15 protein-coding genes and 1 pseudogene are annotated in these 14,521 nt (G+C 39.6%); 13 read left to right on the top strand and 3 right to left on the bottom strand.

Annotation, left to right across the window (positions count from 1 at the left end; translation table 11 throughout):
• The first annotated feature begins 12 nt into the window (after window positions 1-12).
• Genes ACTQ45_RS10235 through leuD form a run of 4 tightly spaced genes read left to right on the top strand, consistent with a single transcriptional unit; the run spans window position 13 to window position 4,579 of the window.
• On the top strand, window positions 13-1,518 hold the full coding sequence (locus ACTQ45_RS10235) for a 2-isopropylmalate synthase (protein ID WP_441752560.1): 1,506 nt from the start codon (window positions 13-15) through the stop codon (window positions 1,516-1,518).
• A gap of 15 nt (window positions 1,519-1,533) precedes the next feature.
• Entirely contained in the window at window positions 1,534-2,574 is a 1,041-nt protein-coding gene (gene leuB / locus ACTQ45_RS10230) for a 3-isopropylmalate dehydrogenase (RefSeq protein ID WP_441763625.1), read from the top strand.
• A gap of 5 nt (window positions 2,575-2,579) precedes the next feature.
• Window positions 2,580-3,968 (top strand): 3-isopropylmalate dehydratase large subunit, encoded by a 1,389-nt coding sequence (leuC, locus tag ACTQ45_RS10225; RefSeq protein WP_441763624.1) that lies wholly within the window; start codon window positions 2,580-2,582, stop codon window positions 3,966-3,968.
• On the top strand, window positions 3,965-4,579 hold the full coding sequence (gene leuD / locus ACTQ45_RS10220) for a 3-isopropylmalate dehydratase small subunit (RefSeq protein ID WP_441763623.1): 615 nt from the start codon (window positions 3,965-3,967) through the stop codon (window positions 4,577-4,579). Before leuC ends, leuD begins: the two co-directional genes overlap by 4 nt.
• A 292-nt stretch (window positions 4,580-4,871) precedes the next feature.
• Here leuD and ACTQ45_RS10215 read toward each other — a convergent pair whose 3' ends face one another.
• Window positions 4,872-5,291: a hypothetical protein gene (locus ACTQ45_RS10215; RefSeq protein ID WP_441763622.1), complete on the bottom strand. Its 420-nt coding sequence runs from the start codon at window positions 5,289-5,291 to the stop codon at window positions 4,872-4,874.
• Window positions 5,292-5,443: 152 nt separating this feature from the next.
• On the opposite strand from ACTQ45_RS10215, the pseudogene ACTQ45_RS10210 reads away from it, so the two are divergent.
• The 4 genes and pseudogenes from ACTQ45_RS10210 to ACTQ45_RS10195 form a co-directional block, all read left to right on the top strand.
• Window positions 5,444-5,680 (top strand): annotated as a pseudogene (locus ACTQ45_RS10210) (transposase zinc-binding domain-containing protein); the annotation flags it as partial.
• A 123-nt stretch (window positions 5,681-5,803) separates the two neighbouring features.
• Window positions 5,804-7,267 carry an IS21 family transposase gene (istA, locus tag ACTQ45_RS10205; RefSeq protein WP_441763621.1) on the top strand — a complete coding sequence of 488 codons (1,464 nt, stop codon included), beginning with the start codon at window positions 5,804-5,806 and terminating at the stop codon, window positions 7,265-7,267.
• Window positions 7,264-8,013, top strand: coding sequence for an IS21-like element helper ATPase IstB (gene istB / locus ACTQ45_RS10200; protein WP_441763620.1), 750 nt, complete (start codon window positions 7,264-7,266; stop codon window positions 8,011-8,013). The genes istA and istB overlap by 4 nt, the downstream gene beginning before the upstream one ends.
• Before the next feature lie 422 nt (window positions 8,014-8,435).
• Window positions 8,436-9,527 (top strand): hypothetical protein, encoded by a 1,092-nt coding sequence (locus ACTQ45_RS10195; protein WP_441763619.1) that lies wholly within the window; start codon window positions 8,436-8,438, stop codon window positions 9,525-9,527.
• Window positions 9,528-10,061: 534 nt separating this feature from the next.
• Here ACTQ45_RS10195 and ACTQ45_RS10190 read toward each other — a convergent pair.
• Window positions 10,062-10,298 (bottom strand): hypothetical protein, encoded by a 237-nt coding sequence (locus tag ACTQ45_RS10190; protein WP_441763618.1) that lies wholly within the window; start codon window positions 10,296-10,298, stop codon window positions 10,062-10,064.
• Between the two features lie 715 nt (window positions 10,299-11,013).
• On the opposite strand from ACTQ45_RS10190, the gene ACTQ45_RS10185 reads away from it, so the two are divergent.
• The 5 genes from ACTQ45_RS10185 (at window position 11,014) to ACTQ45_RS10165 (ending at window position 13,680) form a co-directional block, all read left to right on the top strand.
• Entirely contained in the window at window positions 11,014-11,412 is a 399-nt protein-coding gene (locus tag ACTQ45_RS10185) for a hypothetical protein (RefSeq protein ID WP_441763617.1), read from the top strand.
• A 15-nt stretch (window positions 11,413-11,427) separates the two neighbouring features.
• Entirely contained in the window at window positions 11,428-11,898 is a 471-nt protein-coding gene (locus ACTQ45_RS10180) for a hypothetical protein (protein WP_373814183.1), read from the top strand.
• On the top strand, window positions 11,891-12,385 hold the full coding sequence (locus tag ACTQ45_RS10175; protein ID WP_441763616.1) for an ATP-binding protein: 495 nt from the start codon (window positions 11,891-11,893) through the stop codon (window positions 12,383-12,385). The genes ACTQ45_RS10180 and ACTQ45_RS10175 overlap by 8 nt, the downstream gene beginning before the upstream one ends.
• A gap of 29 nt (window positions 12,386-12,414) precedes the next feature.
• Window positions 12,415-12,630: an ATP-binding protein gene (locus ACTQ45_RS10170; protein WP_441763615.1), complete on the top strand. Its 216-nt coding sequence runs from the start codon at window positions 12,415-12,417 to the stop codon at window positions 12,628-12,630.
• 366 nt (window positions 12,631-12,996) lie between these two features.
• Entirely contained in the window at window positions 12,997-13,680 is a 684-nt protein-coding gene (locus ACTQ45_RS10165) for a hypothetical protein (protein WP_441752556.1), read from the top strand.
• A gap of 59 nt (window positions 13,681-13,739) precedes the next feature.
• Here ACTQ45_RS10165 and ACTQ45_RS10160 read toward each other — a convergent pair whose 3' ends face one another.
• On the bottom strand, window positions 13,740-14,285 hold the full coding sequence (locus ACTQ45_RS10160) for a DUF6512 family protein (RefSeq protein WP_373780738.1): 546 nt from the start codon (window positions 14,283-14,285) through the stop codon (window positions 13,740-13,742).
• Window positions 14,286-14,521 lie beyond the last annotated feature (236 nt).

Here is a 14,521-nt window from a genome sequence, read left to right as displayed (position 1 = left end):
GGAGGAAATAGGATGGTTAAGCAGATTCAATTTTTTGATACAACCTTGAGAGATGGCGAGCAGACACCAGGTGTAAATTTTAATACGAAAGAAAAAGTTCAGATAGCACTTCAATTAGAAAAATGGGGTATTGATGTTATAGAAGCTGGCTTTCCTATCTCAAGCCAGGGAGATTTTGAAGCTGTTCAAGAAATTGCAGCTCAGATAAAACATGCTACAGTTGGCGGCTTAGCAAGGTGTTCTATTGAAGACATTGATAGTGTTCGTGAGGCATTAAAAGAGGCAAATCATAAGCAGATTCATGTCTTTATTGCTACAAGTCCGATTCATCGTGAAAGTAAATTATCCATGACAAAAGCTGAAATTCTGGCGTCAGTTAAGAAACACATTACTTATGCCAAGCAATATTTTGATCAAGTTCAATTTTCGCCGGAGGATGCTACTCGGACTGAATGGGATTTTCTTGTTGAAGTGATTGAAGTGGCAATTAAATGTGGCGCAACGATAATTAATATTCCGGATACGGTTGGTTATACAAACCCAACGGAATACGGTGCTTTATTTGCGTATTTGAAAGAGAATATATCGGCCTTTGATGAAGTGATTTTTTCCTCTCATTGTCATGATGATCTAGGAATGGCGACAGCCAATGCTCTTGCAGCGATCGAGCAAGGTGCACTAAGAGTTGAAGGAACAATTAATGGGATTGGTGAGCGTGCAGGAAACACCGCTTTAGAGGAAGTTGCAGTGGCCCTACATATTCGTCGTGATGCCTATCAAGCTGAAAATCAGATCAAACTGGATGAAACTAAGAATACAAGTGATCTTGTCAGTCGTTTATCTGGAATGCCTATTCCTCGCAATAAAGCGATTATTGGCGCTAATGCTTACGCACACGAATCCGGTATTCATCAAGATGGTGTATTGAAGAATCCTGAAACTTATGAAATTATTACCCCTCAACTTGTTGGGGTTTCAAGTAATGATCTGCCTTTAGGGAAGTTATCCGGAAGACATGCCTTTGTCGATCGTATGGTGAGTTTAGGCTACGATATGTCAGATAAAGTAGTGGTGAAAGAACTTTTTGTGAAGTTCAAAGAATTAGCAGATAAGAAGAAAAACATTTCGACAACTGATTTACATGCCCTTATTGCTGGCGCAACAATTGAAGACCAAGCAAATTATGAATTAGCGAGACTTCAAGTTCAATATATTGAAGAAGGGCTTCATGCCGCTACAGTTGCTGTTCGAGATCGCCAGCAGGATAATCGTATTCTGTTAGATACCGATACAGGAGCGGGAAGTGTTGATGCGATTTATAAAACCATCAATCGCATGCTGAAATTGAATATTATCTTGCATGAGTACCGGATTGATGCCATTACACAAGGACACGACTCACAAGCTCAAGTACATGTGACGATTCAATTGCCTAATGGTTATCTATCTTACGGCACAGGGATTGATTTTGATGTACTAACTGCTTCTGCCAAAGCTTATTTACAAGCAATCAATTAGAAAGGACAGTGTTGTATGACTAAAAGAATCGTCGCCCTTGCAGGTGATGGGATTGGTCCAGAAATTATGACCAGTGCTTTAGAAATATTAGCCGTCGCCAGTAAGGGGAAGTTTGCTTACGAAGTGGTCTCTTTTCCTTTTGGCGGGGCTGCGATTGAGCAAGTTGGTATACCGTTACCGCAAGAGACTCTAATGGCTTGTCAACAAGCAGATGCTATTTTGTTAGGTGCGATCGGTGGGCCTCGGTGGGAAGGGGCTAAAGAAACACCAGAAAGTGGATTATTAGCTTTGAGACAAGCGCTTAAATTGTATGCAAATTTGAGGCCAACAAAAATGCAAACTTTTTTGGAAGAAAAGTCTCCATTAAAAGCAGACAAAGTGCGGGGAACAGATTTTGTGATTGTTCGCGAACTAATAGGTGGTTTATATTTTGGACAACCGAAATGTTATGATTCAGATGAGGCCATTGATACGATGAATTATACAAGAAAACAAATTGAACAAATTGTTCGATTGGCTTTTGAATTGGCGCTCACTCGTCGTCAAAAATTGACCTCGGTCGATAAGGCGAACGTCTTAGCAAATAGTAAGTTATGGCGACAGATAGTGCAGGAAGTTTCAGAAGAATACCCGTCAGTTGAAGTGGAACATATATATGTTGATGCAGCAGCAATGAAATTGATGATGGCTGCTCCCACTTTTGATGTCATTGTGACTGAGAATTTGTTCGGAGATATTCTAAGTGATCAAGCTTCTGTGATCACAGGTTCACTGGGGATGCTTGCAAGTGCGAGTCTAAGTATTGATGGACCAGCTTTATACGAACCAATTCACGGTTCTGCTCCGGACATAGCTGGTTTAAATATTGCCAATCCGGTGTCGATGATCTTATCTGTGTGTATGATGTTAAGGCAGAGTTTTCAGCAAATAGCTTTAGCCGATCAAATTGAGACAGCTACTTATGAGACGATTGCGGCTACTGGTGGAACGAGAGATTTAGGTGGACAATTGATGACAAGTGAATTTAAGCAAGAGTTAGTTAAACGATTGGAGTGAAAAGCATGGGACAGACACTATTTGATAAAGTTTGGCAAGAACATGTTTTAGCTGGCGAGGAAGGAAATGCTCAGTTATTATACATAGATTTACATATGATTCACGAAGTAACCACACCGCAAGGTTTTGAAAGTTTACGTTCAGAAGGACGCCAGCTGAGGGCTCCTGAAAAAACTATCGCAACGATTGATCATAATGTGCCGACTAAGAATATCTTTACGATTAAGGATGCCATTTCAAGAAAACAAATTGAAGCATTACAAAGAAACTGTCGAGATTTCGGAGTTGAGTTAATGGATCACGGCAGTGAAGGTCAAGGAATCGTTCATATGATTGGACCGGAACAAGGGGCAACTCAACCTGGTAAAACCGTTGTTTGTGGTGATTCACATACAGCAACCCATGGGGCTTTTGGCGCCATTGCTTTTGGAATTGGCTCTTCAGAAGTTGAACACGTTTTTGCGACGCAGACAATTTGGCAAAGAAAACCTAAGATAATGGGGATTAAACTGACTGGTAAACTACAAGCGGGTGTTTATGCAAAAGATATTATGTTGCATCTTATTCATACGTATGGCACTGACTTTGCGACAGGTTATGCGATTGAATATTATGGCGAGGCAGTGAGTGACTTGTCAATGGAAGGACGCATGACATTGTGCAATATGGCGATTGAGTTTGGAGCAAAGTATGGCCTAGTAGCTCCAGACCAGAAAACCTTTGACTATCTTGAAGGCAAGCCAAGAGCTCCCAAAGATTTTAAGCGGGCAGTGGCTTATTGGAAGACACTATATACAGACCCAGATGCTGACTTTGACTATGTATTAGAAGTATCTATCGATGATTTAGCACCTTATGTCACTTGGGGGACGACTCCTGCGATGGGGTTACCTTTTGGAGAGAAATTCCCGCAAGTAAGTGATCATAATGATCAACGTGCTTATGAGTACATGGATTTGAGACCTCAAATGGATGCGACGGACATCCCTATATCTTATATATTTTTAGGTTCGTGTACAAATTCTCGTCTGGAAGACTTGATTGAAGGGGCTAAATATATAAAAGGGCGCAAGGTTGCTCCTCATATCTCAGCTTGGGTAGTTCCAGGTAGTCGGCCGGTGAAACGTGCAGCCGAAGCAATGGGAATTGCTCAACAATATATAGACGCTGGATTTGAGTGGCGGGAACCAGGTTGTTCAGCTTGTATATCGATGAATGCGGATCGTGTACCGCCGGGAACGCACTGTGCCTCGACAACAAACCGAAATTTCGAAGGGCGACAAGGAAAAGGCTCACGCACTCACTTATGCAGTCCCGCGATGGCCGTCCTAGCAGCAGTTAAGGGACACTTCTACGACACAAGACTCGATGACCAGGAGGTGCCAGTCTTATGAGACCTTTTATAGTTCATAAGGGAACAACCGTGGCTTTAATGGAGGACAATATTAATACCGATCAAATCTTACCAAGTGCCTTTTTAAATCGGATTGAAAAAACGGGGTTCGGTGAATTTTTATTTGATAACTGGCGCTATCTACCAGGATCAGACTATCCAAGAAAAGTTAAAGCAGAATTTCCATTGAATCATCCCGATCGCCAAGGTGCGAGTATTTTAATAACTGGTGATAATTTTGCAGGAGGATCGTCTCGAGAACATGCAGTATGGGCTTTAGATGATTTTGGTTTTAGAGTAGTGATTGCCGGAAGTTTTAGCGATATCTTTTATATGAACAGCCTGAAAAATGGGATGTTAGCGATTAGTTTACCAGCAGAAGAACGTCAAGCACTAGCAAGATTAAAGGGCGACGAACAGATTAAGATCGATTTAGAAACACAAGAAATAGTGACACCTTATGCTAAGTATAAATTTTCAATTGAAGAAGAATGGCGCCGTAAATTATTAGGTGGAATTGACGATATTACTGAAACATTGGCCTATGAAGAACAAATTAAAGCGTATGAAAGTAAGTGGGACGAGTTTTATGCTTATGACGCTATCACATAGTTAATTGATCTAAATTGGACTGAACTTTTGCCGTCCTTATAGCAATAGTTTTGGAATTTTTATACAAGATGTTGAAAGATAGATATATATTAAAAAGCTTTTTAATTCTCAAAAAAACGAAAGCTAATATGAATCATTCTTGCACATAGCGAGTCAACTATGTGTGAAAAGCATACTTTTTATGGGGCTTATGGTAGCTAAAGTCAGTCCCCCAGAGACACCCCCACCAACGACTGGAATGACTTTTGATACAGATTTTGCAAAGAAATTTTTAGTCACTTTTACGCCAAAATTAGCTAAAGTTTTTTGATAATTGGATAATAAACAGTTTTTGTGAGTGCTTATTGTGGGGGGTCTTAACTGCTTGACCAGCTAAAGCTGACGAGACACCTTTAACAGCTGTTCCAAATCCACTTACTCTTAACATTACACCAAGAAAAACGATTAATGAGTTTTTTCCTTCTTCAGTCAACTTATCATCATTACACATATCTGGGTAACCGTATAAGTACATCAGTTTTTGAGCTAAATTAATCGACATGTCATAAAACTGTAAAATATCGGCAGGGATTGATGCTACAACAGCAACACCTCCGGGAAGTCCTGAAACAAAAGAAGCAGCAGATGATTTCATCGTTGTATTATTAATTGCTTTCCTAGCTGTGGAAGCAATCTGTTTTTCATCAATAATTTCAATGGGTGTTAAGGGCAATTATAAAATGTAGGAAAAAGGCAATTTAAAATTGTCGGTTTTCCTACTTTTTTTATATAACTAGGAAAGTATATAATTTTCCGGCTGTGGAACGTTGTGCTAGTGCATGTTTCACAGTTTTTCTTTTGGTTCCACAGTGGTAAAATAGAGGCATGAATAAGAACATTCTCCATACTATTTTCTTTGATGAGAACAATCTTTGGGACCAGTTTTCTAAAAAAATCAAGCTGAAGATAAGACCTGTGGTCTTTCGAGAAGTTGAGAAGTTTAGATACTGTGGGGATATTTCTAAAGAATTCCGGTTATTCGTTTGTGAAGGATGCCATGCGGTAAAAAAAGTTCCGATTCGGTGTAAAGGCAAATTTTGTCCGACCTGTTCTGTCGGTGAAATGTTTATTGTATCTTAAAAGTGGCCCATAATTCGACGAATTGCCGTTGAAAATGGGACCACTTATTTTTATGCTTACCATACATACTAAATATGGATGGAGGCAAGAGGAGTGATTAGTAGAATGAAACACTTTGAAGTTATCTCACGCTATCGTCAAGGAGAATCTTATCGGCATATCGCAAGAGAGCTAGGGATTAATCGCAAGACAGTCACATCGATTTGTTCCAAATATAAGGAAGGCTTACGCGCATTGGAAACAAGTACACATGAAAAGGAGGTTGAGAAAGCCACTGAAGCACTTGTTTTAACACGCTCCTATGATAGTTCGAAACGAAAAAATCGAACCTATACCCAAGAAGTCGAAAGACGCATGAAGGAATTATATCAAGAGGAGTTAATTAAAAATAAGCGGCTAGGAACCCATAAACAAGCTCTCACCGCCATTGCCGTTCATGAAATCCTGATGCAAGAAGGCCATTCAATTGGCTATCGAACAGTGGCTCATTATTGGCGTCAATTCAAAGAAAAGGCAAAAGAAGCCTTTATTCGGCAAGAATATCCTTTGGGTTACCGACTCGAATTTGATTTTGGTGAAGTCAAACTTGAGATTGCAGGAAAGGTAAGAACGTATTATTTAGCGGTCCTCGCCTGTCCGGCCTCAGATTTTTATTGGGCTTACCTTTATACCAATCAGAAACAAGAAGTTTTTCAAGATGCCCATGTTCAATTTTTCGAAATGGTAGGAGGAGTGTATCATGAAGTGGTCTATGATAACATGCGCAATGTCGTCTCACGTTTTATCGGTCGGTCAAAGAAGGAACTCAATGAATCTTTAATCAAGCTTTCTTTATATTATGGTTTTAACATTAACGTGACCAATTGTTTTAGTGGGCATGAGAAAGGAACGCTCGAAGGAAGAGTGAAGCACATTCGCCAACAATGTTTCGCCAAAGCTTATCAATTTCCTACGTTTGAAGCCGCACAAGGTTATTTAACGGAGCAATTAATCCGACTGAATCAACGCAGTCAGATTGTTGAGGAAAAGCAGCATTTATTAGCTTACCGCCCTCCGTTTGAACTCGCCCAAATCGCTCAATGTCGCGTCAATAAATATAGCCATATTCAATTTGAAAACAATGCCTATTCCGTGCCAGACTATTTAGTGGGGCAAATGGTTCAATTAAAGGTCTACCATGACTACTTTGTCGTTTATGCCAATCACACCGAAGTCTGTCGGCATCAAAAAATAGAGGGGTCACATCAGTATCAGCTTGACATATACCACTACCTCAAGACGCTGATGAGAAAACCTGGGGCATTACAGCACGCTTTAGTGCTCAAACACTCACCGGATTTGAAAACCCTCTATGAGCTATATTATAAGGAAAAACCCCGGGAATTCCTAGTGAAACTAGACCAATATCGGGAATTACCAAAGGACCAGCTCCTACATAAATTGTCACTGGCATCGCCAGCCTCCGAAATGAAGCTGCCTTCTAAAAAAGCGGAAGCTATCACCCATGCCATTGAAGCAGATTGGCAACGTCTGAACCGACTCTATGGATTGGAGCGTGTGTATTCATGATGATTGAAGAAGCAGCCAGAGAATTAAAGTTATCTTATACGAGAGAATATCATGACAGCTTTATTAAAGAAGTGAATCAACGGGGTTTAAACTTCGAGGAAGCCTTAACAGAATTACTCACAGAAGAAGTATCGCACCGACGGAACCGAAGTTATCAACGGCGAATCACTCAAGCCAAGTTTCAACAAAAGAAGTATTTAGCTGATTTTGATGATACTGTCTTTCCAGAAACCAGTTGTAAGCAACTACGCACATTGACCTCACTCGAATTTATTAAGCGCAAAGAAAATGCGATTCTGATTGGCAATCCAGGGACCGGTAAAACACATTTTAGTATCGCCATTGGGATTGAAGCTTGCCTCCAAGGCTTCAATGTCCAATTCGTCAATGCGCCTAACTTAATCATCCAATTAAAAGAAGCGGTGACCCAGAGTCAATTTGTTCGTTTTAAACGTCGTTTTGAAAGTGTCGACCTTGTAATTATCGATGAATTAGGTTATTTATCCTTCGATGAATCGGGGGCAGAACTCTTATTCAATTTATTATCCAATCGTAATGATAAAGGTTCGATTATGATTACAAGCAATTTGACCTTTGATCGCTGGCATGAATGTTTCAAGGATGCGACCTTAACAGCAGCCCTTGTGGACCGTCTCGCCTATCAAGCACATGTCATAGACATGCGGGGAGAAAGTTACCGCATTAAACAAACTAGCTCTTGGATAGACTCCATGACAAATAACTAGACCTAGCATAGTGGTCCCATTTTCAATAGCAAGTTGGACCCTTTTTCAGTTGACATTTACAACCTATATAATTTTAGAGGAGTCCGAGATATACAGCCAAGTCTTTAAACGAGATGAGTTAAGGATGTCCTTCTCTTTAGCGGATACATTAAGAGTGCCTAGACGTGTGCAAAAAGGTCAAAAACAAGTAACATATGTAAGTGAATTAAGCGGGGAGTAGGTATAGTATAAAATTGACGATGAGTGATAGATGGGCTAAACTATAAGTTGACAATCGTATAAAAAAGTAAAACTAATATAGGGCGGTTGTTAAGGATGAGGAGATCAGATAAGTTTGTTAAATATGCATTAATCGCATTCGGAGTGTTAGTTGCAGTAGGTTTAATTGCTAATGTAATTTGGGGATAGAGAGGGTTGATAAAATGGATAAATTAAAAGAATGGGTTAAGGATAATCGAATCATAGTAGGGTTAGTAGGGGTCCTGAGCGTTCTTTTAATCGGGTTACTAATCTTTAATCAAGTCAAGTCACCTACGGAACGAGGGTTAGAGGAGGATCGCGATAAAACGATTGCCTTACAAGAACAAAAAGAAGTGGTACAACAAGAAATACAAGAACAAACAGAAGTGGTACAACAAGAAATACAAGAACAAACAGGGGTAGTGTTAGATATCCCTAGTAAAGAGGCTATACGTAAAGAGATTGACGAAAGGTTTAGTGACGTTTATGCCGATAGTGGGTATGGTATAGATTATACCGGCATAGATGTATTAGACTGGATCGGACAAACTTATGGCGAGGATGTCAAGAGGCTTCAAATAAATGGGGCATATCCTGATATTAACTTAACACGTGAAGAACAACAAGCAGTAAATATTAAGTTATTGGATGTGTTAGGACAGGGTAATTATGTTAGTTTAGCTATTGCACCCTTGAAGGTAGATGTAGTAAGTGAGATTCAACACAATGCCATAGTAGGTAACATGACGATTGGTGCAAGGTATACTCGAGAAAGTTCAGATGACCCACAATATGTAGGGGATTATCTTTATTATATAGGTAAGGATAATGAGAGTCGAATCTATTTAAACGATGACCTAACAACTGTAGATACAGGTAAACTAAGCGTGATCAATCCTTTAGTGCTAAGACATAACGAAGAATCTAGGGTTGAGGGGTTAGGTAAACCACATGTCGAGATAGTATACCATGTTTCTCCTAAAGAGGATATGCCATTAGGTCAACTATTAGAGGAGGCAGGGAATTTAACCTTTACAATGGGTTCAGAACAAGTTTCCTTTAATGAACAAGTAGGGTTAGATAATTTATTGGGTGTATATCAAGATGAGGGGGTTGACTTAACTAAGTTAGTGAGTCCACTACAAACTAGTGTATTTACAGTATATATGCCAGATACAATTAATACGTCGTTACCTTATGTAGAATTAGATATAGATGGACAGACCTTAGTAATCAATCAAGGTAGTGTCAAACAATCAGTAAGGATGAGATAGTATGTTATATAAAACACATAAAAAATTTGGGTATGTATTTGGTTAATCGCATTAGTGTTATCATTTTTAAATGGTTGGATGGTTACTTTTGCAATGGCGAGGGGTTTTCAAGATAAAGTATTGATCTTCTTCTTAGTGTATATTGTAAAGAAGAAATATCTGTTCTCGTTCATTTATGGTAAGATGTTTGTGGAGGCTCATCATTATCAACCCTTTCAATAGTTGTCGTCGTAAACACTATTTTACTAGGTTTGATGTGAAGAGTCTCTTTTGGTGTTGCACTTAAATTGTAAATTCAAGGTTCAAAAAGCTATCAAACTCTATTCTAGAGTTACTTATCGACAATTTGACCGATAGGGATTCCTAGCATTCTTAGAATTCCAATGAAGACGAGCCTCAAAACATTGAAAAATCATATGAAGCACATAAAATACAGTTGTCTTTAAGTACTCAAACGAAAAAATTGAAGGAATTGAGTACGGCGATCAGAAAGTCCACTGAGTGCGGAATAAGGCCTATATTAAAAATAGAGTTCTATAGTAGTGTGATTTCGGTTTTAATGCTGTTAGTTTCGTGTTCTCTTGCTAGCCCGTGTCGTTCATGCATCGATACATCGCCATTCAACATAATTTGATAGGAATCATGAACAATACGATTATGAATCTTTTCATACCAACCTTCTGGCGCAAAATGAGAACAGAAGATGGTAGAGGTTGTTTTGGGACGAGCCTCAATAAGTTCAAATACATGCAAACTATCCTCAACCGTCATATGTGATAATAATCATTCATCCAAGATTAATAAATCATTTTTTTGTATTTTTTAATTAGCCAGCGATAAGACCCATCGATTTCATGTTTAGCTAATGATTATTCCGCACTTCGGGTCCACCAGTCCATAGTTCAAGCCGCTTTTAGTACCTCTTTTATGTATAGTTACTTTGGAAGTATAAGTACTTATAACTATATATAAAGGAGGCTATTTTTATGGCTAGAAAAATCCCTATGAAACTGTTAATGAAATATCGCGATCAAGGCTTATCGCGGAATATGATTGCGAAGACAAAGAAAGTTGGAAAAAGTTCAGTGAGCGAGGTGTTTAAATGAGCTGAGGAGCTTCAATTGAGTTGTGACGCCATTTATAAAGAACTTCAGCGCGTTGGGGTCACCTTAAAAATTCTATGTCAGGAATATGTTGACGAATCGTCTGACCCATAAGCCAGGGATAACGGTGCAGTTGGACTGGGGAGGCTCAACCATGCAGTTAGTCGATTTAAATACTGGAGAAGTCACTACGGTCTATTTGTTTGTAGGGACACTGGCATACAGTCAGTATACCTATGTAGAAGCGACATCGGATCTGAAGAGTTACACTTGGCTCAAATGTCATGTTAATCTGTTTGAATTTTTCGGTAGAACTCCTATCCGGTTAATTTGTGACAACCTTTAAGTAGGAGTAGTGAGTCATCCTAAAGAGAGGGGACATTGTGTTAAATGCACACTATGAAGCCCTTGCGAGTCATTATGTGATGGCCATTATGCCTGCACAAGTTCGAAAACCAAAACAGAAAGCGGCAGTTGAGGGTGCAGTGGGGAAAATTGCCACAGCGGTGATCGCTTCTCTACGACATGACACCTTTACTTCTTTTGCGTTACTGAAACAAGCTATTCGAGAAAAGTTGGTTAGTTATAACGCAAGACCGTTCCAAAAACGCGAAGGTAGTCGCTACCTTGTCTTTGAAGAAACAGAACAGGCTAAACTACGTCAGCTTCCTTCGGTTCCTTATGAAATTGCAGATTGGGTCTATGGACGCAAGGTGAAATATGATTGCCATATTACATTCCCAAAGAACAACTACTCATGTCCGTATCAATATCTGAAGTAAACAGTCGATTTGAAGGTGACGAGCCACTTTGTCGAAATCTTTTATCAACATGAACGAATTGCGACGCATAAGCGGTTTCCAGCTTATCAGGAATATGCTTTCTCTACCTTACCTGAACACCTGTCAGATCAATTTAATCAACCAGAATGGAATGACCAGCGGTTGCTGCGATGGGCAGAGAAAATCGGTCCATTTACATACAAAGTCATTCAACGAATTTTCGAGAGTGTACAGATTAAAGAACAAGGTTATCAATCGGCCTTATCCGTCCTAAATCTATCCAAGAAATATTCGGATAAGCATTTAAATAAAGCCTGCCAGATTGCGTTAGACCGGGTTCATTCACCAAGATATCGTCAATTAAATGCTATTTTGACAAACCCAATCAATAAAACACTGTTTAATTCGGAGGAGTTAGGGACACCCTCTACTCGCATGGGATACGTTAGAGGATCAGACTATTATGGAGGCACACAACATGATTAATTCAGAAACCATACGTAAATTAAGACTATTAGACTTAGGAGAACTCGTTGCCGCTTTAGAATTACAAGAAGCCGATATGGAGACACGCCATTTAACCTTTGATGACAGGCTACAAGTGGCCGTAGATTACCTTTATCAAAAGAAATACAATCATCGAATTAAGGGAGTGATTCATCGAGCCAAACTTCGAATCAAGGAAGCGGATTTAAGTTCGATTCAATATGAACATCGAGATATCAATCGGGAGATACTCCAAGAGTTAGGTAGCTGTAACTTTGTGAAGCACCATATGAATGTCATTTTTCAAGGATTTACAGGATCAGGTAAAATGTACTTGAGTTGTGCTCTTGCTAAAGAAGCGTGTAAATTAGAAATTCGAACGCGATATATAAGATTGCCAGACTTATTAATCGAGCGAGATGACGCATCGTTCAAAGAACAGGGAGTGGCTAAACACCTCAAAAATATTCAAACTATGGACTTCTAGTGCTTGTCGAATGGCTTCTTGATAATCTTTTGGACGCAGATCTCAAGTTTATCTTTGAACTGATTGAACGACGCCACGATACTCACTCCACTATCTATTGTACACAATTTCGGAAAGCGGATTGGCACCAAAGATTGGGTGGTGGCATTCATGCCGATGCGATTATGGACCGAATTGTCCATAAAGCCTTTTGCTATGACACTGGAAAGATGAATATGCGAGAGTTTAATGCCCAAAAAGAATAAGAAATGAACCATAGCCACGCTAACTATTCAGCGTGGCTATTTAAGTGAACTTGACATGCGGACAGGTGGACTCGAAACGACTATCCAAAGACCCGTCCTTCTGGATAGGTGGACCTGAGAACGCGGAATAATCATTAGCCCGAAACTCACAGGGATGGAACTAAATCCTCGTGATTTTAGCTCGAAACTCACAGGGATGGAATTAAATCCTCGTGAGTTTAACCCCAACCCCACCAGCATATTACTTGACACCATAATTGTATTTAGGCATACTATATTTAAGTAATATTCTAATCAACTCGATGGTGATATCATGAAAAAATTTGCTTGTTTATAAACTCAATTTGATTAATGGAGGAAATTAGGATGAAAAAATCGTTTTTATTATTATCTAGTATGTTGGTGCTAGCAAACGTTGGAGTATTGAATGCTCAAGAATCATCGGAGTCTTCATTGAGTGTTGAAATGTCAGAATCAGTATCGACGGACGAATCGACGAGTGAATCTGTAGACGAATTATCAGAAGCAGTAGGCGAAAGCGGATCAGAGAATGAGGACAAGAAAGATCCTTTTGACCCAGCTTCCTATGAGACAGTTTTCGAAGCCGATATGTACAAAATCGGAACCGATATGCCAGCGGGTGAATATAAACTATTTGCACTGGAAGAGTATGCTAGTTATGATTTAACTGGGGATGCCCGCGGTGAGGAATACATTGCCTATAATTCCATCGAAACTTTTGCCTATGTCGTAGTTGAAGATGGTCAATTTCTAGAAATTTCAGAAGCCTTTGCGGTACCGGTGGAGGACGTCGATCCAGTAGAGCCAGTGGATGGAAAATTTGGACCGGGTGTTTATCGTATCGGTGTTGATATTGAACCTGGTGAATATAAAGTAACGAGTATCGGCGAATATGCCAGCTATGACATCGCAACTGACGCTAATTTAATTGAATACGTGGACTATGGTTCAATCGAGAAATCGAATTACGTTGAAGTGCGCGACGGCGAATACTTAGAATTAGTTGAGGCAGAGTTAATCGTAGAATAACACACAAAAAAACCAGTAAGCGGATCAGTAGTCCGTTTACTGGTTTTTAATATTCTTAGTTAACTTGGCGGCACAAAAATCGGAATATCCGGTGCAGCAAAGGTGAAATAGATGAAAAGGATTCCCATCAACACCACAAATACGATGGAAATTATCAGATACATACGCCGTGGTTGAATCACACGGTACACGTGAATGGAGAGCAATTGACCGAGCGGAACCGCAACGAAAAGAGAACCGATGTCAATAATTGAAGATTCGACCGCCAGTCCATTCACCCAAGTATAGTACCAGCTGACAATGAAAATCATGCTAATAAAAATCGAAACAGATGCCGCTGCCGTCCATTTGATGAGAGACAAGTTCTGCTTATCATGGAATACAAGGTAGCCGACTCCCCACCAAAGCAACAAAGGCCAGAACACTAGTTTTAAGTGTTCCCAAATACTTTCATTAACCGGTGTAAACATACCGACTAAGGCGGACTCTCCTAACCATTCATATAAAAAGTGCAAAGGGAAGGACAATACACAGACGACAATTATTCCAATCCAGCTGTAGCGTTTGTTGAAATGTTCATCTTGCTTTAAATGAATTGCACTCATTGGTTCACCTCCTTCAGCTAACACTGCTTTTAATTCTCAAAAAAACGAAAGCTAATATGAATCATTCTTGCACATAGCGAGTCAACTATGTTTGAAAAGCATACTTTTTATGGGGCTTATGGTAGCTAAAGTCAGTCCCCCAGAGACACCCCCACCAACGACTGGAATGACTTTTGATACAGATTTTGCAAAGAAATTTTTAGTCACTTTTACGCCAAAATTAGCTAAAGTTTTTT

It is taken from the genome of Fundicoccus sp. Sow4_D5, from assembly GCF_052116365.1.
In the GTDB taxonomy this organism is placed as follows: Bacteria; Bacillota; Bacilli; order Lactobacillales; family Aerococcaceae; genus Fundicoccus.
The sequence above is the reverse complement of the archived record's forward strand: the minus strand, read 5'-3'. Positions and strand labels throughout refer to the sequence as shown.